The organism is Paracoccaceae bacterium (assembly GCA_019454225.1).
Classification (GTDB): Bacteria; Pseudomonadota; Alphaproteobacteria; order Rhodobacterales; family Rhodobacteraceae.
In genome coordinates this window covers 2,618,524-2,645,245 of record CP075370.1, presented here as the reverse complement: position 1 = coordinate 2,645,245, position 26,722 = coordinate 2,618,524, and the positions used below count along the sequence as shown (strand labels likewise).

Sequence of the window (26,722 nt, the reverse complement as noted above, 5' to 3'; positions counted from 1 at the left end):
TTGCTTTCGCGCTCAGGGCGCGGCGAAGTCCGTTCTGTCGTAGACTGTCTTGCATTCCTGCGAGACGACAAAGCTCTGAAGTGCCTCGGTCTGCGATGCGATCACCCGTCCAGCTGCTCAAGAAGACCCGCCCTGATGGTTCTCAATGCCGGAAGAACGTCGCATTCGGTCAGCAGCTCCCGAAGCTGATGCTCAAAACTGTCGAAGATCTTCGAAACGGCAACCCCTTCCGCATCCTCCGTTGCTGCCGCGATGAACGCGTCTACCATTTCGTCTGACAGTTCCGAAAGGTCGCCGTCAGGATCGATCAACTCGTCGACATTGGACCGGACAAGGTCCATCGCTTCGCCTCGATCCGACAGCACCGACCAGACGACCCCACTGCCGGTAGTTTCGTAGCCAACCACATCGCAACGCTCCGGCCCGATTAGGTCCAGTTTGCGGTCTGATGCACTGCTGTCAACGCCTCGCACGATCAGGGCGACCATCCCATCCAGCCAGATGCTGCCGAGCGCATCCTCAGCCATATCCGCGTCATCCTCCATGGCCAAAGCGCTCAGAAACACTTGTGCGTGGCGCGGCAGTTGACCTGCCCCCCGGTCGTCCCTCGTTCATAACGAGAGTCCTTGGTGTTGATAGTGGTCGGTTTCGGGTTGGGCAAGCGCGCCGGGCGCTGAGCCCTCAGATTGCTCAAGCGCCCGGCGCGCGTCGGACGGGGTCTTGTTGCCCAGCGAGGAATGGGGCCTGACGTTGTTGTAGTCGTATCGCCACGGGGCCAGCGTGCGGGGGGCATCGGCCATGCTGTCGAAGATCTCCTCGTTCAGGCATTCGTCGCGCAGGCTACCATTGAAGCTTTCGATGTAGCCGTTCTGCTGCGGCTTGCCCGGATCGATGTAGTGCCATTCGACGCCGTTCTCGTTGGCCCATTTCAGGATCGCCTTGCTGGTGAACTCGGTGCCGTTGTCCGACACGATGCAGACCGGTTTGCCGTAGATCCTGACCAGGGCATCCAGTTCCCGCGCGACCCTGGCCCCCGAGATGCTGGTGTCGGCGATCAGCGCCAGGTTCTCGCGGCAGCAGTCGTCGTTCACGGCCAGGATGCGGAACTTGCGGCAGGCCCCGAACGTGTCGGACAGGAAGTCTAGGGACCAACGCTGGTTCGGCCGCAGCGGCACTGGCATCGGGGATCGGCTGCCGCGCCCGTTTGCGGCCACGGCGTCGGCGCACCGACAGGCCCTCTTCCCGGTAGATGCGGTAGAGCTTCTTCTCGTTCATGATCATGCCCTTGCGCTCCAGCAGGATGCCCACACGCCGATACCCGAACCGGCGGCGCTTCTCGGCGATCTTGTGCATCTCCTCACGGATTTCCGGGTTATCGGGCGGCCTGTCACGCCGCACCGTCTTCGGATCGACACCGATCAGGACGCAGGCCCGGCGTTGAGAGATCGGATGATCCTTCAGCACCCGCAGGACTGCCTCCCGCCGTTGCACCGGCGTCGTCAGGGCTTTCCCAAGAGATCCTTGTGCACGACGTTGTCCAGCATCGCATCCGCAAGCAGGCGCTTTAGCTTCGCATCCTCGTCGTCGAGCTGCTTCAGCCGCTTGGCGTCGGACAGGTCCATCCCGCCATACTTGGCCTTCAGCTTGTAGAACGTCGCAGGGCTCAGCCCGTGCTTTCGGCAGAGCTCGGAGGTCGGCAAACCAGCCTCCTGCTCCTTGATCATCCCGATGATTTGCGCCTCGGTGGAACGGCTTTTCCTCATGTCGTCTGCTCCTTCTCAGGTTGGGCAGACTCTACATCACGGCAAGGGAACTTCCGGGGGGCAGGTCAGTGCCAGTGATCCCCATGCGGAAATCCCGAAAGCTACGTGTGGCAGTCGACCGCAAGCTCTACCGACTGCGCAACCTTGTGGAGCGCTGCTTCAACAAGCTCAAGAATGCAAGACGAGTGGCAACCCGTTACGACAAGACCGCCGAAAGCTTCTTGGGCTTCATCGACATCACGTCGATCCGCCTCTGGCTCCGCCATTTGTCAACATGACCTAGTCTACCCACCGTTCTTCGATACTCTACACACTAGCAGGCCGGAAAAGATCGGATTTCATATTGAATATCAAAAACTTAAAAAATCACCGATTCGCGTAACACATTATTTAGCACAGAAATAACACCCCACCGCTGTGGATAAGTATTCGTTCAAGGATGACAGAGGGTTCCAAAGTGCATACCTTGAAAGGAAGAAATCTACCAGTGAAGGCGAACCGACATGGCTGAGAAAGCGGAACAGGACCCCCTGGATGAACTCGTCAGCATCAACCTGAAGGTCCCGGAACGAGAACGAAGGACGTTCAAAGTGTGGTGCGCCGAGCGCGGCATCACGCAAGTGGACGCTTTCCGTAAGGGGTTTCAATTGCTTAGAGTAAAAGAGGAAGAGGCGCGCTGATGAGTTTCGGTTACAACATTCCTCTGCTCACCTCCGTCTGCGACATCAGCCCGGACGTCTTCTCAATGAGCCGGTCCGAGCAGGTGGAGCACCTCTCCTCCATCGGGGACGCGGACATCTCCACTGCGCGCGCCTTCTACGCCCGCAACCACGTGACCTCCGGCATGTCCGAGTTCCTCCGCGGCGCCCTGAAACGCCTCGCCGGCCAGAGCCAGCAAGCCGTGTTCGAGCTGCGCCAGGCGATGGGGGGCGGGAAGACCCACAACATGATCGCCCTCGGCCTCCTGGCCAGGTTCCCGGAGCTGAGGGACCAGCTCCCGGGCACGATCACCGTCGGGATGATCGACGAGCCCGCCGTGATCGCCACCGTGAACGGCCGGGACGTCCGGAACTTCATCTGGGGGGACATCGCCGAGCAGCTCGGCCGGGCGGAGGCGTTCCGGGACCACTGGGTCAACGGGCCGAAGGAGATGAGCGAGGGGGACTGGGTCCGGCTGATCGGGGACCGGCCCACCCTGATCATGCTCGATGAGCTCCCCCCGTACCTCGCCATGGCGCACACGAAGACGATCGGTCAGGGGACCCTCCTCGACCTCCTGAAATACTCGATCGCCAACCTGTTCTCCGCCGCGATGAAGCTCAAGCGCTGCGTGGTCGTGGTCGCCTCCCTGGACGCCGCCTATGACGAGGCGCGCCGGATCCTCGGCGGCCAGCTCGCCGACCTCCAGAAGGAGACCAGCCGCGGCGCCAAGTCCATCACCCCGGTCGACCTGAACACGGGCGAGATCTATGACATCCTGAGGAAGCGCCTGTTCGTCAAGCTGCCGGACCCGGAGGGGCCGGAGGTGGAGCGCGTCGCGCAGGCCTATCTTACCACCTACCAGGAGGCGGTCCGGGGCCGGGCGCTGGCGAAGTCCGCCGAGCAGATGGCGGACGAGATCGTCGGCTCCTACCCGTTCCACCCGAGCTACAAGGACATCCTCTCCCTCTTCAAGGAGAACGAGAAGTTCCGCCAGACCCGGGGCCTGATCCAGTTCACCGCGAACCTGATGCGCGGGGTCTGGGGCCGGAAGGACCAGGAGGAGGTGTTCCTGATCGGGGCGCAGTCCCTCGACTTCTCGGACCAGGAGACCCGGGACCAGGTGAAGGAGATCGAGCGGTCCCTCGAGTCCGCGCTGGCGAGCGACGTCTATGACACGGACGGGTCCGCCCACGCCCAGGGGATCGACGGGGACCGGAACGACCGGGCCGCGTCCCAGGTGGCCACCCTCCTGTTCATCTCGTCCCTGTCGGACAATACGGACGGGATCCGGGGCCTCCCCCGCGACACGCTCGTGGAGTACCTGGTCGCCCCGGGCCAGGAGCCGACCCGGTTCATCGAGGCGTTCGAGACGCTGCGGGACCGGTGCTGGTACCTGCATAACCGGGACGGGGACCGGTGGTACTTCTCCGACATCGCCAACGTCCGCAAGCAGATCGAGGACAAGGTGGGGAAGATCCCGCAGGACCGGGTCGACGATGAGATGCGTCGCCGCCTGACGGACATCTTTCGGCCGTCGAACAAGCTCGCCTACTCCGAGCTGGTCGTCCTGCCCCGGGTCGATGACGTGAACCTGACCCCGTCCAAGCGGACCTGCCTCGTCCTCTCCCCGGACGCGAAGTCCCCGCCCGCCGCGGCGGCCCGGTTCTTCAACGATCAGGTCTACAAGAACGCGTTCTGCGTGGTGGCCGGGGACGGGTCAAAGATGGCGAGCGCGGAGGACAGCGTGCGCCGCCTCCTCGCGATCGCCGCCGTGAAGACGATCGTGGCGGACACACCCCGGCATCAGCGGGAGATCGAGACGGAGCTGGAGACGACCGAGATCGGGTTCAACTCGACCGTGAAAAGCCTGTTCAACGCGGTCTGGTACCCGCAGACGAAGGAGCTGAAGAGCGCCCGGATCGACCTCGGCCACTTCCAGGAGCGCGGGGTGATCCAGGGGGAGAAGGCGGTCGAGACGGCCCTCTCCGGGGGCGGGGCGAAGAAGCTCGTGGAGCTGGACCCGGAACGGATGGACGGGCTGATCCAGCGCTGCGAGGACCAGCTCTTCCCGGAGAACCAGTCCCGGACCCGCTGGTCGGACGTGCTCGAGCGGTCCGCGTCGAACCCGCGCTGGATCTGGCTCCCCCCGAAGGGGATGGAGGAGATCAAGGCGGCCGCGCTCGCAGAGGGCCGCTGGGTCGAGGAGAACGGCTACGTCGACAGGAGCCCGCCCCCGCCGCAGCCCCTGATTCGGGTCACCCGGATCGGCGGGGACGAGGCGACCAGGGAGAGCGAGCTGGAGCTCGCCGTCTCGAACGCGGGCCGCGCGCCGGAGGTGCTGGTCGCCCCCACCCGGGAGGGGCTCGACGCGGGCGAGGTGATCACGGACCGGACCTGGAAGACCACGGAGGTGGAGCTCTGGTTCCAGGCGCGCAACCTGGAGAACGGGGAGGTCAGTGAGCCCTACCGCTGGGCCGGGTCGATCACGATCACCCATGAGCGGCGCGACAACGCCGGCATGTGGCAGGTGACCCTCGCGGCCCGGCCGGAGGCGGAGCTGCGCTGGAACACTACGGGCATCAACCCGAAGGACGGGGCCGTCTATGACGGGGCCCCGATCGAGATCGACGGGCGCCAGAAGACCACCCTCTACGTCTACGCGGTCAAGGGCGGGGTGAACGCGTCCCGGACCTTCACCTTCGACCCGGTCGGCGCGAAACGGACCATCGACAACGAGCGCCCCGCCAGGGCGAAGCGGGACTTCCAGTTCGCCTCCAAGGGGGAGGTGCTGCGGGTGGTCCGGGCCGCCAAGGGGAAGGAGAGCGTCCGCTTCCACGGGGTCAGCGTCACCGTCGGCGAGGGGGAGCGGAGCCTGCGGGTCCGCAGCGGGGGGGACGTCGCCCTCTCCGGGGCGGACATCGAAACCATGATCGAGGGGCTGCGCGGCGCGCTCGGGGTGCCGGACGCGGAGGTGCAGCTCCGGTTCCGGGAGGCGGACTTCCCGGACGGCTACACCCTGAAGGACTTCGCGACCCAGGTCGGGGTGGACATCTCCGTCGACGACGTGGAGCAGGAGGCCTGATGTCGGACAAGCCGATCACCCACGGGTTCGGGGTCCCGAACGACGCGGCCCCGCACCAGTTCCTGGTCCGGGTCCCCGCCGGCCGGACTGACCCGGTCGAGGTCTGGGAGGACTTCGGGGCGGCCGCGCTCGGGACCGCGGCGCAGAAGCTCTGCCGGGTTGCGATCCCGCGCGACACCTGGCGGCAGGTGGCGGAGGGGGTGAAGGCGCACCTGAACCGGCGCCTGAAGGAGAAGGACCTCAAGGCGTCCCGGTTCAACACCGGGGACAACCGGGTGGAGCGGATCCTCGGGCGGGAGCTCTGCGTGCTCGCCTGGGCGATCGAGGACGCGACCCCAGACGAGGCGGCGATCGCCTTCACACGCTGGTCCTCGCACCGGCCGGAGGAGCTCTGGTGGCTCTTCCAGCAGATCGACCGGGACGGGGGGGAGTGGGACAGCCCCAGGACCGGGTGGCGGATCGCGATCCGGCACGCCCTGATCCGGGACGGGGAGGAGGCGCCCAAGACGGCCCGCCGCCCGCGCCCCGTGATCCCGGCCGAGAAGACCCCCGACCTGTTCAGCAAGTTCTGAGGATTGATGATGACCCTGACCGCCCCCGAGAAAGTCGCCCGAGAGAAGACCGGGGTCGTGCCGTTCGGCCTGAAAGACGCCCCGTCCCTCATCGAGCGGGCCTGGCCGACGGCGAAGATCTCGGCGGAGACCCAGAAGGAGCGGAAGGCGGTTCACGGTCAGACCCTGACTGGGCTGGGCTCCTACTGGAAGGGGCGCAAGCCTCTGATCCTGACCCGGGCCTGCGTCCTCGCCTCCTTGATGCCAGCGACGGATGATTTGGAGCGGGATATCGAGATCTTTGAGAAGTTGATGGGGATGGCCGATGAGACGTTCGGGCGTCGCTTTGTCGATGGTCCTGCTGCGTTCAACCGCCTGTTCTCGGATCACGCCAACCAGGTGATCGATTATTCAGGCCGAGCCCTCCGTTGGAGGGACGATCTTTCTGATCAGGAACGCCAACGGCGGATCACGAAAGCCTTCATGGACCTTCCCTACGCTGAACGTCTGGACAAGGTGAAGCGTCCAGAAGAGCTGACCGAACACGAACTTCTCTCGGGTGTTTGGGATGAGGTTAATGATCATCTGGGAACTCGCGCCAAGTCGATCCCTGAACTGGTTGAACAGCTCGGGATCATGCGTTTCGGGCGCCGCCCAAAGTTCGCCGACACCTTCAGTGGGTCAGGACAGATCCCCTTTGAAGCCGCTCGGGTGGGTTGTGACGTGTATGCGTCTGACCTGAACCCCATTGCATGCATGCTGACGTGGAGCTCCTTCAATATCGTTGGCTTGAGCCCGTCTGAACGGGTTCGCATGGATCAGGAAAGGGATACGGTTCTCGCTGAGGTTGACGATGAAATCACCGCTCTGGGCGTTGAGCATGATGAAGCGGGCAATCGGGCGAAAGTCTATCTGTACTGTCTCGAGGCAAAGTGTCCTCGGACCGGTTTCATGGTTCCCCTTGTCCCGTCTTGGGTGATCTCGAAGAAGCGTCGGGTGATTGGCGAGCTTGTCCCCGACCACGTCAACAAGCGTTACGATGTCCTGATCCGTTCCTACGTCAGTGAGGATGAGCTCGCTGCGGCCGATCTTGGAACAGTTAGGAGCGGGCGGGTCTTCCATCCCGTTCTTGATGACGAAATCGGCGTTTCACTCAAGGAAATTCGGGGAGATTTTACGGACGAGGCCGGGGAGAACCAGAACCGCTTGCGTCGCTGGACGAAGGACGATTTTTGCCCTCGCGAGGATGATATTTTCCAGGAACGTCTCTATGCGATCCAATGGATCGATGGTGATGACATCAAGAAAGGGAAGTCAAACCCTGGCACCTGGTTTGCTGCGCCGACACCTCAGGATGAGGACCGGGAGCAGTTGGTAAAGGACATAGTCGGGAAGAACCTCGTTACCTGGCAGGCAGCCGGGTTCGTGCCGGACATGGAGATCGAGCCTGGGAACAAGACGGATGAGCCGATCCGGACTAGGGGATGGACCCACTGGCATCACCTGTTTTCACCTCGGGACCTTCTTCTTATTCATATCCTGAGGAAACATGCAGCTCAGCATCCCGATCTTTATCCGGCGGTTTGTATCGCGGCGAATAATCATTCCCGCCTCGCACGCTGGACGTTCTCTCAGTCAGGAGGTGACGGGGGCACTAAGGCGGTCTTTTCAAACCAAGCCCTGAACACCCTTCTGAACTATGCGCATCGTGGTGGGTATGGGGTCCGAGAGTATGGTTCTTTCTCCTCCACGCCCGTTTCGTGCAGCGCTGTCTCCATTAATCAAAGGGTCGCGCAGGACATTGAGGATGAACAAGATATCTTCATCACTGACCCACCCTATGCCGATGCGGTCCAGTATGACGAGATCACCGAGTTCTTCATCGCCTGGCTCCGGAAGAACCCGCCCGCGCCGTTCGATGAGTGGATCTGGGATTCCCGCCGAAACCTCGCCATCAAGGGCGAGGGTCAGTCCTTCAAGGTGTCGATGATCGACGCCTACGGCGCGATGACCGAGCACATGTCTGACAACGGGCTCCAGATCGTCCAATTCACCCACCAGGACGCCAAGACCTGGTCCGACATGGCCCAGATCTTCTGGGGCGCGGGCCTCCAGGTGGTCCAGGACTGGTACGTCTCAACGGAGACGATGACCGAGCTGAAGAAGGGCGGCTACGTCCAGGGGACGCACATGATCGTGCTCCGGAAGCGCCGGGGCGAGCAGTCCGGCTACCAGGACGAGATCCTCCACGAGATCCGGGACGAGGTGGAGCGCCAGATCCGGGACATGATCGGGCTCAACGACCAGATGGACGCGGCCCGCGGCGAGAACATCTTCAACGACGCGGACCTCCAGATGGCCGGCTACGCGGCCGCGCTCCGGGTCCTGACTGCCTACACGAAGATCGACGGGCAGGACATGACCCGGGAGGCGCTGCGCCCCCGCAGACGAGGGGAGAAGACCCTCGTCGACGAGCTGACCGAGTTCGCGGTCCAGACCGCCAACGAGTTCCTGGTCCCGGAGGGGCTGGAGCGGGAGCTGTGGCTGGAGCTGAACGGGGCGGAGCGGTTCTATCTCAAGATGATGGACATCGAGGAGGCGGGCGAGGCAAAACTCGACCAGTTCCAGAACTTCGCCAAGGCGTTCCGGGTCGGCGATTACGACGACCTGATCGCGTCTAAGACCCCGAACAACGCGAGGCTCAAGACCGCCAAGGGGCTCGGCCGCGCCGCGATGGCGGAGGGGGTCCAGTTCGGCCGGGACAGCATCGTCCGGCTCGCCCTGCGCGCCATCTGGCGGGTCGGGAAGGAGGACGAGGTGGAGGACGTGCTCGACGAGCTGCGCGACCTGATCCCGGACTACCTGCGCAAGCGGGACGCGCTGCGCCAGATCGTGGCCTACGTGGCCGCGAAGCGGGAGCGGACGGACAAGGAGGAGGCGAGCGCGGCCCGGATCCTCGGGACCGCGATCCAGACGGAGCGGATCTGATGAGGGGGCGCGGACCGTGCCGGACCTGATCTCCCGCTTCTCCTCGCGCAACCAGCGCCTCTCCCACGTGTTCCTCAAGGACCGGCTCAAGGGGGCGGAGACCTATGACCGGATCGCCGGGTATTTCCGCTCCTCGATCTTCGACCTGATCCACGAGGAGATCAGCACGATCGGCCGGGTCCGGATCGTCTGCAACGCGGACCTGGACCCGCGCGACCTGACCGCGGCGACCCTGAGCCAGAAGGCGCGCGACCAGGCGCAGGTGGAGCGGTGGCACGAGCAGGGGGACGAGATCGACGCGCTCCTCGAGCGGCCCCGCTGGCGGCGCCTTCATGAGCTCCTGACCGCCGGGAACGTGGAGATCCGGGTCGTCTCGTGCGACAACGCCCCGTTCCTGCACGGGAAGGCGGGGGTGATCACCCGCCCGGACGGGACCACGTCGAGCTTCATCGGGTCCATCAACGAGACCGCGAACGGATGGGCCCAGTCCTACGAGATGATCTGGGAGGACCCGTCCCCGGAGGCGGCCGCCTGGGTCCGGTCCGAGTTCGACTGGCTCTGGAAGAAGGGTGTCCCCCTCTCCCAAGCGGTGATCGACGAGATCGGCCGGACCGCCGAGAAGGTCGAGGTCCAGGTCGAGGCGATGCGCGCGGACCCGGTCGGGCTCGCGAAATCCGTCACCGTGGAGAGCCCGCTGGTCCGCCGCGGCGAGGGGCTCGCCCCCTGGCAGAAGGCGTTCGTGAAGATCTTCGTCGAGCATGACCAGAAGTACGGGGCGGCCCGGCTCCTGCTGGCCGACGAGGTGGGGGTCGGCAAGACCCTCTCGATGGCGGCGACCGGGGCGCTCACCGTCCTGATGGGGCAAGGGCCCTTTCTGATCCTCTGCCCGGCCACCCTGACCCTCCAGTGGCAGATGGAGCTCTGGGACAAGCTGGGGCTCCCCTCCTGCGTCTGGGCCCGGGCCCCGCAACGGGGCTGGGTGGACCACCGCGGCCACCTCTTCCGGTCCCGGGACCCGGAGGACGTGCTGCGCTGCCCGGGCCAGATCGGGATCGTCTCGACCGGGCTCCTGGTCCGGGGCGGGCCGGAGGCGCAGGCGCTGATGCGCGGGACCTACGGGATGATCGCGCTCGACGAGGGGCACAAGGCCCGGGTCAAGCGCGGGATCGGGATAGAGGAGCCGGAGCCGGGCAAGCTCTACCGGGCGATGGAGCGGCTTGCCGGTCGGACCCGGCATCTGGTGATCGGGACCGCGACCCCGATCCAGACGCACCGGGCGGAGATCTGGGACCTCATGAAGCTGCTCGCCTACGGGCAGGATCACGTCCTCGGCCGGCCGAGCGCGTCGCGCTGGTGGGACCCGGAGCAGGCGCTCGACTTGATCTCCGGGCGGACGACGCTGCCGGACCCGGAGGCGGCCTGGCCCTGGCTCCGCTCCCCGCTCCCGCACGCCTGCGAGGCGACCGTGTTCAGCGATATCCGGTACGATCTTCGGATACCGGAGGACGAGTTCTTCACCGACAAGGGGGTTTCAAGTCTCGAAGAGGACACGCGCGACAACCTTGAGGAGGTTCTGGAGATCGGGGAGATCGCCCGTCGGCTCCCGTTCATGCGCTATCACAACCCGCTCGGCCGCCACGTGGTCCTGCGCCGCCGCAAGACGCTCGAGGAGGCGGGGCTGATGGACCGGATCGCGGTGAACATCCACCCGCGCCCCGGCGCCGCACCGGGGGTGTTCGAGCGCAGCGCGGTCCGGACCCCGCACTTCTACGACCGGGCCTATGAGGAGGTCCGCCTGTTCACCCGGGCGATGAAGGCGCGTCAGGCCGGGACCGGGTTCCTGAGGAACCTGATGATGCAGCGGATCTGCTCCTCCGTCGCCTCCGGGATCGCGACCGCGACGAAGATGCTGGAGAGCCGGCGCGCGGGGCTCCTCCTCGAGGAGTCTGCCGACCCGGACCTTCTGGAGGCGATCGAGGAGATGGGGGCTGAGGCCTACGCCGCCGCAGTGGACGTGGAGGCGATCCACCTCGAACGGGTGCTTGAGATCCTCACCTCCGCCAAGCAGGAGGACCCGAAGGGGCGCGCCGTGCTCCACTACCTCGATCAGGAGGGGTGGCTCGGGCTCGGCTGCATCATCTTCTCCCAGTATTACGACACGGCCCGCTGGGTGGGGGAGCTGATCAGCGCGACCCATCCGGGCGAGCCGGTCGCCGTCTACGCCGGGGTCGGCAAGTCCGGGATCCTGCTGGACGGGGAGTGGCGGACGATCGACCGGGAGGACATCAAGCGGGGGGTGAAGGAGCGCAAGCTCCGGGTCGTCTGCGCGACGGATGCCGCCTGCGAGGGGCTGAACCTCCAGACCCTCGGGACGCTCATCAACGTGGACCTCCCCTGGAACCCGAGCCGGCTGGAGCAGCGGATCGGCCGGATCAAGCGCTACGGGCAGCAGCGTCGCGAGGTGGACATGGCGAACCTGGTCTACGCCGGCACGATCGATGAGCGGGTCTACCAGCGCCTCTCCGAGCGGATGCAGGACCGGTACGACATCCTCGGCTCCCTGCCGGACACGATCGAGGACGACTGGATCGAGGACATCGAGAAGGTCGAAGCGGAGCTGAAAAGCTTCACCAGGCCGGAGAGCCCGGCGGACGTGTTCAGCCTGCGCTACGGGGACTTCCTGAGCGTGGACGGGGACGACCGGGGCTGGGAGGTCTGGACCAAGGTGGTGGCCCGCAGGGACATCGAGGAGCGGCTGATGCGGCCGTGGAACGGGCGGGCGTCATGAAGCTGGTGCGCGACGCCAGGACGCTCAAGGAAAAGGCGATCGCCTCGCTGAAAATCGCCATGGCGACCTTCAATTCCTATGAGGAGGAAGGGCGGATCACATCGGTCCTGCTTCACCTTCAGCATGCGTGTGAGATGCTGCTGAAGGCGGTCCTCGTTCAGAACCGGGCGGCAGTTTTCGACAAGGGGACGGGAAAATCGATCGGTTTCGAGAAGTGCCTGCGCCTCTGTCTGTCTAACCACGGGCTGAAGTCGGAGGAGGCCGGCGTCATGCGAGCGGTCGATGCCATGCGGGACGCATGTCAGCACTGGTTCGTCTTCGTTTCTGAAGACCTTCTGTACATGCAAACCCGGGCCCTCATCTCGGCCTTCGACGATTACCTGAAACGGGCCTTGGAGGATGACCTTCATAAGCATATTCCGCCGCGCGTCCTCCCGGTGTCCACGAAGCCGCCAGGGGATTTCGAGTTCCTGATCGACCGGGAATACAAGCTGGTCGCGGATCTCCTGCGCCCCGGGAAGCGCCAGAGGGACGAGGCCCGGGCCAGAATCCGCTCCCTGCTTGCGATGGAGGCCTTGACCACCGACGAGGTTGAAATCAGTGAGCGGGATATCGACCGGATCGAGAAGGCGGTCAGGGCGGGTGCCGAGATCGGGAAGGTGTTCCCGCGTCTTATCACCGTTTCGACCGAGACCTCGGGTGAGGGCGTGACGCTGAAGGTCCACTTCTCAAAGAAGGAAGGGGCCCCGGTCCGGTACGTTAGCGGTGATGACCTGGAGGAGGCGGCTGCCGTACGCGAGGTCGATATCCGCAAGAAGTTCCACATGCGGGCGGGAAATCTGGCGAAGGCGATGAAGCTGACAGAGCCGAAATCCAAGGCGCTACGCTGGCATATAGGCATCGACGAGGACCCTGACTGTCTCCATGTATTTGAGTTCGGGAAAAGCTCCTTTGCGTGCTTCTCGGACAACGCGAAGAACAAGATGAAACAGGCGCTGGCCGACGGGCTCGACATGACCGCGGTCTGGAGGGCCTACAAGGCGAGGGAGTGACGAAGATGCTGGTCGCCCTGATCACCTGATGATCTGGAAAATCGCCAGTTTGGTTTTCCTTACGGCTGGACCGGCAATCGCCGATCGTATTATCGAGGGCCGGGTCACCGTGGTGCGCGACATGGACACGATCGTCGTAGCCGGGACACCACTTACCGTTCTGCTGTGATCGGCGCGGACGAGGTACATCACTCCGCCCTCGATCACCGCGACCCAAAGATCGGGGAGCAGCTTGCAAGTCCGTGCCCATGTACCCATGTACGGGGAGGGCCGATACTAGGAGCGATGATGACACTGACCGTGACCACGCCAGAGGATATGACAAAAGCGGAACGGGCAGAATTCATCGCGCTCGTGAAGGAGGCGGGGGAGGTCGATCCGAAAACCCTGCCACGGCTGGTTGACGAAGCCGTCGCCCTGGTCACGATCTATGATGGTGAGACCCTGATCGGCACGGCCGCCCTGAAACGACCATCGGCAGACTATCGCAAAAAGACCTTCAAGAAGGCGGGCGAGGGAGCGGGTGAGGCGGCGCACCCGCTCGAACTGGGCTGGGTGCATGTCCACAACGACTACGAGTGCCAAGGGCATGGCCAACGCCTGGTGCAAGCCGCCCTCGACGCCGCCAAGGGCGCCGGGGTCTATGCCACGACGAAGAATGATGTGATGCGCCGGATGCTCCCGAAGCTGGGGTTCGGCAAAGCGGGCGGCGACTACCCCTCCAAGCGCAAGCCCAAAGAGAAGCTCTCACTCTTCACCCGCCCGCCGAAAGCGCAGGAATTGTCAATCGGCACGCAAAACTGACTCTGACTCAGACTTGGTGCAGCCTTTCACGGTGTGGCGACGAGGCGGGCGCGGAGGAGGTCCATGCCCGCGCGGCTGTACATCTGGCGTTTCAGGGTTTTCAGCCGGCTGATCTGGCCCTCCGTCTGGCCGTTCGACCAGGTTTCCCGGAGTGCCGCGGTCACGGCCGTGACGTCGGCGCGGAGGCCGCGAACGAAGGAGGCCAGGGGACTGCGCTCCGCGTCGGAGAGCCAGTCCGGTAGGTCTTCGGCGCGCCCAGTGCGCACCATGTCGGCAAATCGGTCGGTCAGGGACCGGGCTGTCGCGAGGGCGGGAATCGCGGTCTCGATCCGGGCGACGATTAGGGTATCAGCCCGCGACAGCCGATACCGCGCCGTCATCATCATGGCGATCCGTCGCGCGGGCGGGCAGCTGCCGCCCTTGGCCGGCATTGCCGCCTCGGCTCGTCGCCGCCTCGTGGTCCATTCCGTGACAACCCGCAAGCTGCTTGCGAAGCCGGCGGCCCGGAGGTGGCGCCAGAGTTCCGCGCCGTTTCGGCAACCGGCGTCCCAGTCCCGCTCGAGGCGGGGCAGCCAGGGGTCGAGGCTGCTCTGACGGTTCCGGAATGGCAGGCTGCGGTCCGTCACAAGGCCTTGTGGACAAAAGGGATTCACAGGGCGCGCTGATCGTGATTCAAGGTGGTAACTGCGATGGAGACCAGCTTGGCACGAGGCCTGATGTCGGACGAGGAGTGGGCGTTTCACGAGCGCTTCATCTTGGCTTTCCGCGCGCCGCATGGACGCAAACCCACGAAACATCGGCTTGTTCTTGATGGGATTTTTTTTGATCGCCCGGACCGGATCGCCGTGGCGTGACCTGCCCGAGGAGTTCGGCAAGTGGTCGTCCGTCTACCGCCAGTTCCGCCGCTGGACATTAGCCGGGCTATGGGAAGGGATCATGGAAGCGTTGAACGACAGCAGACTGGTTCCCGACGCGCTTCAAATGATCGACAGCACCGTGGTTCGCGCCCATCATCAGGCAGCGGGCGCAAAAGGGGGACTCCGCGACAGGGTTTCGGCCGTTCGCGCGGTGGTTTCACGACCAAGATCCACCTCCGCGTCAATGGTGCAGGCCTGCCCATGAGGTCGGACATCACCCCGGGTCAGACATCGGACTATCTGGGCTTCGACCTGGTCATGGACGGCAACCTGCCCGAGCCCAGCGTCCTGCTCGCGGACCGGGGCTATGACTCTGACAACGTTCGAAAAACTATGGAAGCGCGCAACGTCGTGCCAGTGATCCCCATGCGGAAATCCCGAAAGCTACGTGTGGCAGTCGACCGCAAGCTCTACCGACTGCGCAACCTTGTGGAGCGCTGCTTCAACAAGCTCAAGAATGCAAGACGAGTGGCAACCCGTTACGACAAGACCGCTGAAAGCTTCTTGGGCTTCATCGACATCACGTCGATCCGCCTCTGGCTCCGCCATTTGTCAACATGACCTAGGACAGGGTCAGCGAGAAATCCAGCGCCAACCGGGTGGCAACACAAGCCCTGGTCATCGCCTCCACCGCTTCAACATCGCCCATTCCGCCTCCCACATCACCGCTTCGAGAGCATGGGACTTGTCCCACAGCCTGTAATAGGTGCGCCAGCGCATCCGCTTCGGCTTTTTCGGAAAGGGCGCAATGGTGCCGCCCTCGGTCTGACCCAGCCTTTCCCGCAGTTCGATCGCCCTCCTGATCCTGCGGGATCGCACCGAAAGGCGTTCGGAGAGGTATCGCCCGTTGGCACAGAGGCGGCAGAACAGCGGATAGAGGATGGCGCATCGACGCCCGCAGTTCGGGCACAGGAACCAAAGGCGCTGCCCTCCGAGATGGCAAGGCGTTCGCGTGAGCCGCACCTTTACACCCAGCACGAAGGTGAAGTCGTCGGCGGTGCGGCCGAGTTGCCTAATGTGGGTCTTGTACGCGCGTTCACAAATCATTTGGCTAAACTCCTCGATTTTCGATTTAGTCTTTTACGGTCAGATACTTAAGTTGTCGACATTGGGAGCGATCGATTACCTGCCCGCAACGTTCTGCTGCGGGCTGCTCTGGGCGATCACCAGGAAGTCGATTCGTAGGCAAGCCGGAGAGGGATTCTTTTCTTGAGCGAGCGGGACGCGGTACGCTTTTCGCCGAGGTGGGTGCAAATGGCCGGTGAGCTTCTGCCACCACCAACACCCCACACCCCTAAAAAGGGAGGGGTGGTGGGTGCAGGTTGCAGGCACGTGCGGCAGGTGGGTGCAAGGTGGGTGCAAGTGGGTGCAGGTGGGTGCAGGTGGGTGCAGTCATTCCGCCACCTCGACAGGGTTATTCGGGCCGGCGACAAGACAAGGCACGGATTTCCGGTTCGGACCGACGGGCAAGTTCTGCTTCGCCAGTACCCCGGAAGCTATCCAGCCTTGCAGCATGCTGCCGATCCGCGCCTTGTCGGCCTTCTTCGCTGGATCAAGGCCCAGCACCTCGGCCACCACATACCCGGCCCAATCCTTCGCCTGCGCGTTTTCGCGCGGCGGCCTGCCATCAGCGGAACGGGCGGCGATCGCGGCCCTCACTCGGGAGGCATCGTTGATGGTCACGCCGGCGAAGGCTTCGGGCCAGGACCAGCGCTTGACGGCTGGGTAGAAGGCACCGTTGCCGATGGCGATGCTGGTCTTTTCGAACCAGTTGTTCCGTGTTGATGACGGCGGGGCGAGGTTGCTTTCGGTCTCGGCAATGCGGAAGTAGTGGCGGAAATCGTCAACACCGGCCTTGGCGCCTTCGCCGTCAGTCATCGGCACCAGAAGCCGGTTGAAGCGCGCCACCCCGCGCAACGCCGATCCGCCGCGGCCATCGTCCATCGTCGGCTGCACCCCGGCGCTGGGCTTGCGGGTGTGATGCACCAGGCCCAGCGCGACCCCTGTATTTGCCGCCAGCCGCCGGACGCGGGCGCCCAGCGCGCGGAATGCGTCGTTCGTCTCGGGGCTTTGCGACAGGTCTTGCAGCGGGTCGAATATCGCCAGCTTGATCCTTTCGCGCCGGAACAGATCGGCAAGGAAGGCGAAGGCTGGTTCGTTGATTGTCGCATTGTTTCCGCTGATCAGCACCAGTTGCCGATCCTCTGGCACCCCGGACACTGCCAACAGGCGGCCTGCGATTTCCGACTGCTTCACCCCATGCGCCATCGTTGCAGCCACTACCCGCGCATTCAGCACGTCCTGGTCATCCTCGGCGTTGAAGTACAGAACCGCCATGGGGTCGGCCGGTTTGCCGGTCAGAAAGCCCCGGCCTGATGCGGCATCCACGGCCTCAGCTATTCCGAGAAGGGACTTCCCGACCTTGGGCGCCGCCAAGGTGACGGTCAGGTATCCCGCCGCGTAGGTGTCGCCATAGGCGAAGCGGGTTTGAGGGATAGCGGCCGGGTTGATAACGCACCAGGGCGCGAAGCCAGCGGCGCTGGGCACGGGCGGGGGTGCCTCGACATTCATGCCAGGGGGAAAAGGGATAAGCTTGATGTGCGTCATGCCGCCACCCCTTTACGCAGCAGGTCGTTGAAGTCGGCTCCGTCGCCGGGGTCGAGAAGACCGACTCGCCAGCCCAACCCATACGCCCGTTCCGCCAGCATCAGCGCTGCGGCGCGGCCCGGCGCGTCGCCGTCACAGGCCACAGTCAGGCGGCCCGTACAGGCGGGCAGCTCAAGCGCCCGCATGCCTGAAGTGGACAGCGCGGCCCAGACCGTCGCGGGTTCACACAGCAGGCCCGAGGCAAGGCTCAATGCCGTCTCGATTCCCTCGGCCACCACAAGTGGTCCTGACGCCCTTGCAAGCTGCACTGCCCCGCCCTTGACGGCCCCTAGCATTGCCTTCTGCGGCTCCACTTCGGCCTTCCCGTTGCCGTCCTGGCGCAGAAAGGTCCGGTGCACGGCGAAGCTGCTGGATCCGTCCACACGCGCCACCAGCGCAGGCAGGCGCCGGGCGGTCGGGCCGTGCCATGCCTCGGGGTGAAAGCGCAGCGAGTCGGGAAGGTCGCAGGTGATGCCCCGCCCGCGCAGGTAGGTTTCCGCGATGGTGCCGGAGATCGGCGCGGCCTCGACCCAGATCGTCCGCGCCTGTCTGGCGCGCTTCTCGGCTTCGGCCTGGCGGTCCGCTGCGTGCTGAGCAAGGATCGCCGGGTTGGGGGCCGAGAAGGTGCCCGGCGTGATGCCCAGCGCTGCCGCCACGTCGCGGAAGGCGCACCCGGTCTTCTTGCAATGCGCCAGCAACCCCTTGGCGCCATCGGACAGGGTCAGGGCATTCTGTCCCGGCCGGGCCTCGGGCTGACACAAAGGGCACGGCAGGGTGCCGTAGCGGCCATACCAGCGACCACCGCGGGAAAGCGTCAAAAGCTGGGCGTCGCAAACCGACGCAACCATGTCAGTGTTTGGATGCACTGCGCCGCGCTTAGCCATGGCTGCGGTCACCGAACAGGGCGCGGATTCCCGGGGCCAACTTTGCCCGAGAGTATCCGGCGTGTGCGGCTGCGTGAAAGAAACACCAGCTTCGAAAGGCGAGCAACTCGGCAGTCCGCATTGCGTACCGCGTAAGCAACAAAGCCTGACGCTGGGTCGACCATTTCGGAAGACAAGCAGATGGCGTGGGGAGGGTCGCCGATCACGGCGTCATACCCTTCCGCTTGGGGCCGCCGATCATCGGCTCTTGAGCCGTCGATGTAAAGCGGTGGGCACGAAGGGTATCCACCCATTCGCGCAAGTCCGCTTCGACATACTCAATCCGGCCGAGAACGCGACGGTAGGTCGGACCGCCCCCATTCATCCGTTTAGCTGCAAGTGTGCTGGTCTTGACGGGAACCTTAAGTTCCTCAGTCAGGAAGGTCGCGGCTTCGCGCTCAAAGAAAATCCGGGAGGTCATGAATAGGGCCCTTGTTGGAGTGGCCCAGTCCATTTATCTCATTCTACGGTGCAGATGTTCGGAAATCTATCACACCGAAGACACCGAATTTCATTTGCCCTTCAAGAGAGCGCTGGCACGCTTGTACAACCCATCCGGCGCGGAAATTCTTGAATCATCTGCTCCCCAGTGCTGCCCTCGTCCAAGCGTTGCTATAGCTTGTCTGCATGCGTCTGCCACGGATCGGGCCTTCCCGATTGCCATGAGTTCCACCGCAAGATTGGCATGGAGGTCATAGCGGCCCGGGCCAAGGGACGGTGATGTTGGGGGAGGGGGAGGCAGAACCTCGCACCATAGCCCGCCTGGATAGACCCAACCATTCATTCCAGGGCAACCATTCTCGTGATCGGGCGTACCGCCGCAAAAAATATGCATGGGCTCCAAGACTGCAGTTCGACGGCAACGGCAAGCCGCAGGCGCATCTTCACTAGACCGCCAAACCGAAACGCGACCACTGAGATGAGTCATAAGTTGCTCTCCTCTTCGGTGCTGGCAGCCGCATCAAGCTCTACAATCTTACGAAGAGTCAGGTCCCAGCTTGCCGCGACTTTGCGCATCGACGCGATGCGCGCTGATAGACGGCCTTGATGCCGGTCCGCTTGTGTTGAAGCCACCTGTCGCAGGCGTCCACGTCGATCTCGTGATCTGCATCGGCCAGAAGTGTCACCACCGTACGACGAAGGTCGTGGAACCGCCATTCCGTCACACCGGATAACGCGTCCAGCCTGTCCTTCACATCACTACCCAGGCTGACAGGCCCGCCCTGTCGCCCACGGAAGACCAGACCGTCCCGCGTCGGCTGGCGGGCCAAAATGTCCACTGCCATGTCGCATAGAGGCAAGATGAACGTCTCGGCGGCCTTGTTGCCCTTAGCAGTTGCGGGGATCGTGAGCGTCTTGGCTGCCATGTCGATCCAGGTCCAGGTCATTAGTCTGACCTCTGACAACCTGACTGGCATGGCGATTAGGAACCGAACGGCGTCTCCGGGCCTGCCTAGTGCGCTGCAGGCGCTCCACGCTGCGGCAAGTTCCTCTGGAGAGAGATACCGCTCGCGTGGCACGGATGCTGCAGGCAGTGTAAAGCTGGCGGCTGGGTTGTCGGCGATGTGCCCGACGTCCTGGGCGTAGGCCATCACCATAGTCAGCGCGCCGAACGCCCGGCGCTTCACTGCGGGGCTAACGTCCTCGGCCAACAGCTTCGCCCTGAAACTCCGGATAGCCTTGGCATCAATTTCGTTGATTCTTGTTGAGGCGAAGTTGTTCAGAGCGCGCTTCAGATCGGTAGTCATGCCCGCAATAGAGGCGGGGCGGGGCGCCTTCCGCCCGATCTTGCCCGCCACCCAGCGCCCCTGGAACTCCGCCGCTATGTCACCGAAGATTTGGGGCGCTACTGTGTGAAGCTTTACTGGGTCGTCGCCAGCCCGCATTTGGTTCCGGATCGACATCGCCCGGTCGCGCGCCTCGGATGCCGACATGGTGGCTGCGTCGCCGATAGTGATCTTGCGCCGAATGCCGGTACCCGCGACCCGGCCCTCCATGACGTAACGTGCCGACTCCCGGCGGACACGCAGCGCGAAGCCCGTCAGATCCTTGTCGCGAATTAGCAGTTCCAATGCGCCGTCGGGCAGGGCGGAGTGACGGGTAGCGGCACCGATTTTCGCCGTCTTCGAGAAGGTCGTCGCCTTCCGGGCAGCTTGTCTCATTTGTCTAGTTGTCCCTACTCACGATTCCGGATGCAAACTTCTGGGTGCCAACTGGGTGACACGTGGACTGATACCGCACTCAGGGCAGACTTAGACCAGATCGACGCAGAGTTCGACATAAATCGCATGACTTGTTGAATATATGGCTTCGAGTCGCTGTCGATGACTGGATACTCTGGAGAGCGGCATCAGATTTAGGTTCCGGCGCCGCAAGGCGTGGGGGTTCAAGTCCCTTCACCCGCACCAGCCTGCCTCCGCTGGTGGCGCGCATTTCCCCCTCGCATCCCTCCTTTGGCTTTGCTAGAAGGCGCGCGATTGGCCGCCCCCGCCAGACCGGGGACGGCCTTGCGCATCATGGGCGGACCTTCCGCCCCGACCCGGACAGACGAAGGACCGCACGCATGCAGATTGCCGAAACCGTGAATGAAGGCCTGAAGCGTGGCGTCACGATCACCGTGACCGCCGCCGAACTGGACGCCAAGGTCCAGGCCAAGCTGGTCGAGGCGCAGCCCGAGATCGAGATGAAGGGCTTTCGCAAGGGCAAGGTGCCGCTGCCGATCCTGAAGAAGCAGTTCGGGCCGCGCATCCTGGGCGATGCGATGCAGGACGCGATCGACGGCGCGATGAAGGACCATTTCGACCGCACCGGCGACCGCCCGGCGCTTCAGCCCGAGGTCAAGATGGTGGGCGGTGATACCTGGTCGGAAGGCCAGGATGTCGTGGTCGAGATGACCTATGAGGCTCTGCCCGCAATCCCCGAGGTCGACATGGCGTCGATCGCGCTGCAGCGTCTGGTCGTGAAGGCCGATGACGCTGCTGTGGCCGAGGCGCTGGCCAACCTGGCGGAGACCGCCAAGGTCTATGAGGACCGCGAGGCCGGCGCGGCGGCCGTCGATGGCGACCAGGTGGTGATCGACTTCAAGGGTTCGGTCGATGGCGAGCTGTTCGAGGGCGGATCGGCCGAGGACTATCCGCTGGTCCTGGGTTCGAACTCGTTCATCCCGGGTTTCGAGGCGCAACTGGTCGGCGTGAAGGCCGGTGACGAGATCAACGTCAGCGTCACCTTCCCGGAAGCCTATGGCGCCAAGCATCTGGCAGGCAAGGACGCGGTCTTTGCCTGCACGATCAAGGCGGTGAAGGCCGGAAAATCGGCGGCCGTCGATGACGAGATGGCCAAGAAATACGGCGCCGACAATCTTGACGCGCTGCGCGGCCAGATTTCCGAACGGCTCGAGGCCGAGTACCAGGGCGCTTCGCGCGCCGTCCTCAAGCGCGCGCTGCTGGACCAACTGGACAAGATGGTCACGTTCGATCTGCCCGCCAAGCTGGTCGAGGCCGAGGCGAACCAGATTGCCCATCAGCTCTGGCACGAGGAAAACCCGGACCATCAGGGCCATGACCATGGCTCGATCGCCCCGACCGACGAACACAATGCGCTGGCCGTGCGCCGCGTGCGGCTTGGCCTTGTGCTGGCCGAGATCGGACGCAAGGCAGAGGTGGTGGTGACCGATGCCGAGATGACGCAGGCCGTGCTGCAGGCGGCGCGGCAATATCCCGGCCAGGAACGGCAGTTCTTCGAATTCGTGCAGAAGAACCCGCAGATGCAGCAGCAGCTGCGCGCGCCGATCTTCGAGGACAAGGTGGTCGATCACATCCTGTCGGCAGCCACCGTGACCGAACAGACCGCGACGAAGGACGACCTTCAGAAGGCCGTCGAAGCCCTGGACGAGATGTGAGACATGGCCCTGGTCCGGGCGGGGCGATGCGCCCTGTCCGGGGCAGGGGCACGCCGATGGCAGGGGCCGCACGGGTGAAACGACTGTTCAGGGCGCTGTTTCCGTCCAGGCTGACATCTGCGGCCGCTGCGCTGGGGCTGCGCCGCGAGCGTTCGGATCAGGGGCAGGCGGGCGACGGCGGGCTGACGCCCGAGGGACGGCCGGATCCCCGCCCGACCCCCTTCGCACCGCGCGGCACGCATGCCCCGGTGTTCTTCATGCATATTCCGAAGACATCGGGTTCCAGCATCAATACGTTCCTGTCGCAGGTCTATGGATCTGACAACTTCATTGCCCATGCAGAATACCGCATGCCCAGCCTGATGCACCGGCGCGAACCGACGCTGGAAATCGACGGGGTCTCTGCGCATGTTCCGCTGTGCCGCTGGACACTGCTGCGCGGCACCGATGCCTATGCCCGCGCGACGATCCTGCGCGATCCGTGGGAGAGGCTGGTCAGCCATGTGAACTGGGTGGACCGCTTCAACCATGGCGAGCCGTTGCCCGAAGGCGCAACGGCCGCGGCGGTCAAGCGCGTGGTCGGCCAGATGGCCCGCACGGACTACAGCAATGCGGATGACCTTCTGGCGCTGATGGCGGTGGTCGCCGACGAGGCCGAGTTCACCGCGTTCGACAACATGCAGGTGCGCATGCTGCTGACGGGCGATCACCGGGCGGTGTTCAAGCGGCTGGTCGAGGGGGATGTCGATGTCGCCCTGCGGTCGCTGGATGATTTCATGGTGGTGGGGATCTGCGAGGATCAGGCCCGGTTCCAGCGTGATTTTCTTGCCGCGACGGGTCTGGAGGCACCGATTGTCCCCCGGCATGAGAACATCGGGGCGCCCAAGGCGCTTCGCGCCGACAACGATGTGGCGCGGCAGGTGCTGGCACCCTGGATCGCGCTGGACCAGGTGCTTTACGATACGGCAAAGCGCGCGATGGGCTTGGCCTGACGAGTTGCCCGGCCGGAAGCGCCGAACCCCGCCGGTTCCGTCCTGGACCATGCAACCATCCGGAAACGCAAACGCGCGCGGGAAGCCCGCGCGCGTTCGTATTGCCGGCAACGGCAGGATCAGGCGTCTTCCGACGCGGCCCCGCCGATGTCGTCGAACAGCTCGGCGATCTCGAACTCGGCCGCAGCTTCCGCTTCGGCGGCGAGTTCCTGGATCGACTTGCCCGCGGCCTGAAGCTCGGCCTCTTCCGGCGATCGCGCGACGTTCAGCGTGATCTTGGCGACAACTTCGGGGTGCAGCACGACCGTGACGGTGTGCAGGCCCAGGTCCTTGATCGGGCGGTCCAGCACGACCTGGGCGCGGTTGACGGTGAAGCCGCCGTTGGTGGCCGCGTCGGCGGCGTCCCGCGTGGTAACCGACCCGTAGAGCGCACCCGCGTCGGACGCCGAGCGGATGATCACGAAGGTCTGACCGTCAAGCTTGGCGGCAACCGCCTCGGCCTCTTTCCGCGTTTCCAGGTTCTGGGCCTGGAGCTGGGCCTTCTTGGCCTCGAAGGACTTGATGTTGCCTTCGGTGGCGCGCAGCGCCTTGCCCTGCGGCAGCAGGAAGTTGCGGGCGTAGCCGTCCTTGACGTTCACGACCTCGCCCATCTGGCCAAGCTTGGCCACGCGTTCAAGCAGGATGACTTGCATCTTCGTCTCTCCTCACTTCACGGCATAGGGCAGCAGGGCGAGGAACCGTGCGCGCTTGATCGCGGCGGCCAGTTCGCGCTGCTTTTTCGACGACACGGCGGTGATCCGCGCCGGCACGATCTTGCCGCGTTCGCTGATGTAGCGTTGCAGCAGCCGCACATCCTTGTAGTCGATGGCGGGGGCATTGTCGCCCGAGAACGGGCAAACCTTGCGGCGGCGGAAAAATGGTTTGGTAGCCATGGGTTACGATCCTTTTCTCAGACGCTGATCAACGACGGCGATCGCCGCCGAAGCCGCCGCGGTCACCACCGAAGCTGCGCTCGGGACGCGGCCCGCGGTCACCGCGGTCGCCCCTGTCGCCACGATCGCCGCGCTCGCCGTCGCGGTCGTCGCGCTTCTGCATCTGGATCGACGGGCCCTCGCCATGCTTTTCGACCTTGATGGTCAGCACGCGCATCACGTCGTCGTGCAGGCGCATCAGACGCTCCATTTCCTGCACCGCGGCCGAGGGCGCGTCGGTCTTCAGGAAGGCATAGTGACCCTTGCGGTTCTTGTTGATCTTGTAGGCCATCGTCTTGACGCCCCAGTATTCCTTTTCGACGATGGCACCGCCGTTGTCGGTCAGGACGGTCGAGAAATGGTCGATCAGACCCTCGGCCTGCGCGCTGGACAGATCCTGCCGCGCGATGAAGACATGCTCGTAGAACGGCATGTGATACCTCTTGTCAGGGCGCATTTCATAGGACGGGCAACATCCCTCCGCGGCCCGTCCACGAGAGGCTGCGCCGGTTCGTGTGATTGCGGAAGGATGCGGCCTTATACACGAGGATTGCCGCCGTGCAAGGCACCCTGCGGTGCCCCGCGGGGACGACGCGCGCCGTGCGTGCGCACACAGGTGATGTTTGGGTCTGCCGGATTGGCACGGCCGATGCTGCAGTGCAGCTTGCGCCACAGCCGATTTCCGGCATGTCCCAGAACCGCAGGATGGAATCCCGATGCTTCGCTCTCTGCTGCCGGCCGCTTTGCTGGCCTTCGCGTCCCCGGCGCTTGCCGCACCCGAAACCTACACGATCGATTCAAGCCATGCCCAGATCGTGTTCAGCTACAACCATCTCGGCTATTCGACCGGCTACGGCATGTTCGGCGGGTTCGGGGGCGAGATCGCCTTTGATGCGGCCGATCCGGCAGCCTCGTCGGTCACCGTGGCATTTCCGGTGCGGTCGATGCTGACCGGCTGGCAGGCCCGCTTCGACCACTTCATGTCGCCCGACTTCTTCGATGCGGCCGATGACGAGATGGTCAGCTTCACCTCGACCGCGATCGAGGTGACCGGCGAGACGACCGCCCTGATCACGGGTGACCTGACGCTGAATGGCGTCACCCGGCCCGTCGTGCTGGACGCCGTGCTGAACCAGGCCTCGACCCATCCGATGGAGGGCAAGCCCTGGGCCGGTTTTTCGGCGACGACGACGCTGCTGCGGTCCGAGTTCAACCTGGGTCTGTTCGCCCCCTTCGTGTCGGACGAGGTCCAGGTGCAGATTTCGCTCGAGGCGATGAAGGCCGAATGATCGCGGCACGATTGTGATGTGATGAACGGCCCGCCCGGGTGAACCGGGCGGGCCTTTCGCCTGTGTCGGCTGGTCAGCGCCGCGTGGCGGTCAGCACGACATCCACGGTGACCGCGAACCCCACGGTGCCCTCGTCGCCATAGGCCCGGCCGATCCCGAAGTCCCGACGGTCGATGGCGGTGCGGCCCGACATCCGCGCGATTCCCTCCTCGATCGCAAGGTCGAAGGGCAGGGCAACCGGCACCGCGACCCCGGCAAGCGTCAGGACGCCATCCGCCACGTAGCCGCCGTCATCCCGCCGGATCTCGGCGGTGAAGGTTGCCGCAGGGTGTCCGGCGACGTTCAGGAACTCCGGGCCCTGTGCCTGGGCGGTCACGGACCCGATTGTGCTGCTGGCCATGTCGATCATCACGTCGACCCTGCCCGCCGCGCCCATTGCGACGGTGTCATCAAAGGTGATCCTTGCGGTCCAGGTGGCGAACCGCCCCTCGACGGTCGATCCCATCTGCCGCAGCGTGAAGCTCAGCGTGCCCTCTTCCACCTGCCAGTTGCCCGCCTCGGCCGTTGCGGGCGCGGTGGTCTCGACAGGGCCGGCATCGGGCGCCGTCAGCGCCACCGCCAGCCCGACACCCGCGGCATAGGCGGCGACCGCGGCCAGCAGCGGACCGCGCGCCCGATGCGGTTGCGGGTTCCGCGGCGCGGAGGTGCCGCGCCACATCCGCGCAACCGTGGCGTCGCGGTCGATCACCGCGTGCTTCACCGCCCCCGCGACGTGCAGAAGGATCGCGGCGATCAGCAGTTTCGTGAAAACCCAATGCGCCGCTGCGGCACCGTGTTCGACGGCGGCCGACTTGGGGATCATCGGCAGGTCCTGGCCCAGGGGCCACAGGATCGGCGCAAAGCCCGCCGTTGCGGCGTGATGCACCCATCCCGACAGCGGAACCGCAATCAGCGATATGTAGAGCAGCCAGTGGACCGCCTCGGCCGCCCGCGTCTCCCAGGTCCGGTCGGGATGCAGCGGCGCGGGGCGCGGCTGCGTCAGCGCCCACAGGATGCGCGCAAGCGCCACGAAGAACGCGGCCACGCCGACCGTCTTGTGCCAGGAAAACACCTGTGCCTTCCAGGCAAGCGCCGCAGACGTGTCATAGGCCAGATCGTTGGCGACGATGCCCAGCGGAATGGCGGTCAGGATCAGCAGCGCGGTCAGCCAATGCAGGGCGCGCGCGACCGAGCCATAGCGGGTGGCGGAATTGAGCAGAGGCATGGGCGGTCCGTTCCATGGGGAGTCGCGGCAATCTGGACCGTGCCGCGGCGGTTCGGAACCGCAGGCGCCGCACAGCCCCTGTGCATCGCATG

At 64.6% G+C, this 26,722-nt stretch carries 22 protein-coding genes and 3 pseudogenes; 13 read left to right on the top strand and 12 right to left on the bottom strand.

Annotation, left to right across the window (positions count from 1 at the left end; all coding sequences use genetic code 11):
- Nucleotides 1-101: 101 nt before the first annotated feature.
- Both KF887_12490 and KF887_12485 read right to left on the bottom strand, forming a co-directional pair.
- Nucleotides 102-545, bottom strand: coding sequence for a hypothetical protein (locus tag KF887_12490; protein QYK40249.1), 444 nt, complete (start codon nt 543-545; stop codon nt 102-104).
- Between the two features lie 66 nt (nt 546-611).
- Nucleotides 612-1,763: pseudogene (locus KF887_12485) on the bottom strand (IS3 family transposase).
- A gap of 65 nt (nt 1,764-1,828) precedes the next feature.
- Here KF887_12485 and KF887_12480 point away from each other — a divergent pair.
- The 9 genes and pseudogenes from KF887_12480 (at nt 1,829) to KF887_12440 (ending at nt 13,730) form a co-directional block, all read left to right on the top strand.
- A pseudogene (locus KF887_12480) lies at nt 1,829-2,041 on the top strand (transposase).
- A gap of 225 nt (nt 2,042-2,266) precedes the next feature.
- The gene (locus KF887_12475; GenBank protein ID QYK40248.1) at nt 2,267-2,443 is read left to right on the top strand and encodes a hypothetical protein; all 177 of its coding nucleotides are present in this window, start codon (nt 2,267-2,269) and stop codon (nt 2,441-2,443) included.
- On the top strand, nt 2,443-5,547 hold the full coding sequence (locus KF887_12470; protein ID QYK40247.1) for a DUF499 domain-containing protein: 3,105 nt from the start codon (nt 2,443-2,445) through the stop codon (nt 5,545-5,547). Before KF887_12475 ends, KF887_12470 begins: the two co-directional genes overlap by 1 nt.
- Entirely contained in the window at nt 5,547-6,119 is a 573-nt protein-coding gene (locus KF887_12465; GenBank protein QYK40246.1) for a DUF3780 domain-containing protein, read from the top strand. Before KF887_12470 ends, KF887_12465 begins: the two co-directional genes overlap by 1 nt.
- A 9-nt stretch (nt 6,120-6,128) precedes the next feature.
- Entirely contained in the window at nt 6,129-9,086 is a 2,958-nt protein-coding gene (locus KF887_12460) for a DUF1156 domain-containing protein (GenBank protein QYK40245.1), read from the top strand.
- A gap of 16 nt (nt 9,087-9,102) precedes the next feature.
- Nucleotides 9,103-11,874 (top strand): hypothetical protein, encoded by a 2,772-nt coding sequence (locus KF887_12455; protein QYK40244.1) that lies wholly within the window; start codon nt 9,103-9,105, stop codon nt 11,872-11,874.
- The gene (locus KF887_12450) at nt 11,871-12,926 is read left to right on the top strand and encodes a hypothetical protein (protein QYK40243.1); all 1,056 of its coding nucleotides are present in this window, start codon (nt 11,871-11,873) and stop codon (nt 12,924-12,926) included. Before KF887_12455 ends, KF887_12450 begins: the two co-directional genes overlap by 4 nt.
- 28 nt (nt 12,927-12,954) lie before the next feature.
- Nucleotides 12,955-13,095: a hypothetical protein gene (locus tag KF887_12445; protein QYK40242.1), complete on the top strand. Its 141-nt coding sequence runs from the start codon at nt 12,955-12,957 to the stop codon at nt 13,093-13,095.
- A gap of 119 nt (nt 13,096-13,214) precedes the next feature.
- The gene (locus KF887_12440) at nt 13,215-13,730 is read left to right on the top strand and encodes a GNAT family N-acetyltransferase (GenBank protein QYK40241.1); all 516 of its coding nucleotides are present in this window, start codon (nt 13,215-13,217) and stop codon (nt 13,728-13,730) included.
- Nucleotides 13,731-13,756: 26 nt separating this feature from the next.
- On the opposite strand, the gene KF887_12435 is transcribed toward KF887_12440, so the two are convergent.
- A complete protein-coding gene (locus KF887_12435; GenBank protein ID QYK40240.1) occupies nt 13,757-14,161 on the bottom strand; it encodes a transposase in 405 nt (134 codons plus the stop codon).
- Between the two features lie 258 nt (nt 14,162-14,419).
- Between KF887_12435 and KF887_12430 the strand changes: the two are divergent.
- A pseudogene (locus KF887_12430) lies at nt 14,420-15,208 on the top strand (IS5 family transposase).
- A gap of 57 nt (nt 15,209-15,265) precedes the next feature.
- On the opposite strand, the gene KF887_12425 reads toward KF887_12430, so the two are convergent.
- From KF887_12425 to KF887_12405, 5 genes are all read right to left on the bottom strand, one after another.
- Entirely contained in the window at nt 15,266-15,694 is a 429-nt protein-coding gene (locus tag KF887_12425) for a hypothetical protein (protein QYK40239.1), read from the bottom strand.
- Nucleotides 15,695-16,039: 345 nt separating this feature from the next.
- Nucleotides 16,040-17,254, bottom strand: coding sequence for an AAA family ATPase (locus KF887_12420; GenBank protein ID QYK40238.1), 1,215 nt, complete (start codon nt 17,252-17,254; stop codon nt 16,040-16,042).
- Nucleotides 17,251-18,141 carry a toprim domain-containing protein gene (locus KF887_12415; GenBank protein ID QYK43563.1) on the bottom strand — a complete coding sequence of 297 codons (891 nt, stop codon included), beginning with the start codon at nt 18,139-18,141 and terminating at the stop codon, nt 17,251-17,253. Before KF887_12415 ends, KF887_12420 begins: the two co-directional genes overlap by 4 nt.
- A gap of 238 nt (nt 18,142-18,379) precedes the next feature.
- Complete coding sequence (locus KF887_12410; GenBank protein ID QYK40237.1) at nt 18,380-18,637, bottom strand: hypothetical protein; 258 nt, start codon at nt 18,635-18,637, stop codon at nt 18,380-18,382.
- A 565-nt stretch (nt 18,638-19,202) separates the two neighbouring features.
- Nucleotides 19,203-20,378, bottom strand: coding sequence for an integrase family protein (locus KF887_12405; protein ID QYK40236.1), 1,176 nt, complete (start codon nt 20,376-20,378; stop codon nt 19,203-19,205).
- A 401-nt stretch (nt 20,379-20,779) separates the two neighbouring features.
- On the opposite strand from KF887_12405, the gene tig reads away from it, so the two are divergent.
- Both tig and KF887_12395 read left to right on the top strand, forming a co-directional pair.
- Nucleotides 20,780-22,114: a trigger factor gene (gene tig / locus KF887_12400; GenBank protein ID QYK40235.1), complete on the top strand. Its 1,335-nt coding sequence runs from the start codon at nt 20,780-20,782 to the stop codon at nt 22,112-22,114.
- A 56-nt stretch (nt 22,115-22,170) separates the two neighbouring features.
- On the top strand, nt 22,171-23,106 hold the full coding sequence (locus KF887_12395; protein QYK40234.1) for a sulfotransferase family 2 domain-containing protein: 936 nt from the start codon (nt 22,171-22,173) through the stop codon (nt 23,104-23,106).
- Between the two features lie 119 nt (nt 23,107-23,225).
- On the opposite strand, the gene rplI is transcribed toward KF887_12395, so the two are convergent.
- Genes rplI through rpsF form a run of 3 tightly spaced genes read right to left on the bottom strand, consistent with a single transcriptional unit; the run spans nt 23,226 to nt 24,510 of the window.
- Entirely contained in the window at nt 23,226-23,798 is a 573-nt protein-coding gene (gene rplI, locus KF887_12390) for a 50S ribosomal protein L9 (GenBank protein QYK40233.1), read from the bottom strand.
- A 12-nt stretch (nt 23,799-23,810) separates the two neighbouring features.
- The gene (rpsR, locus tag KF887_12385) at nt 23,811-24,038 is read right to left on the bottom strand and encodes a 30S ribosomal protein S18 (GenBank protein QYK40232.1); all 228 of its coding nucleotides are present in this window, start codon (nt 24,036-24,038) and stop codon (nt 23,811-23,813) included.
- A gap of 28 nt (nt 24,039-24,066) precedes the next feature.
- Nucleotides 24,067-24,510, bottom strand: a complete 444-nt coding sequence (rpsF, locus tag KF887_12380) for a 30S ribosomal protein S6 (protein ID QYK40231.1) — start codon at nt 24,508-24,510, stop codon at nt 24,067-24,069.
- Nucleotides 24,511-24,793: 283 nt separating this feature from the next.
- Between rpsF and KF887_12375 the strand changes: the two genes are divergently transcribed.
- A complete protein-coding gene (locus tag KF887_12375; protein ID QYK40230.1) occupies nt 24,794-25,366 on the top strand; it encodes a polyisoprenoid-binding protein in 573 nt (190 codons plus the stop codon).
- Between the two features lie 73 nt (nt 25,367-25,439).
- Here the strand turns inward: KF887_12375 and KF887_12370 are convergent, their stop codons facing one another.
- Nucleotides 25,440-26,630: a cytochrome b/b6 domain-containing protein gene (locus tag KF887_12370; GenBank protein ID QYK40229.1), complete on the bottom strand. Its 1,191-nt coding sequence runs from the start codon at nt 26,628-26,630 to the stop codon at nt 25,440-25,442.
- Nucleotides 26,631-26,722: the final 92 nt, after the last annotated feature.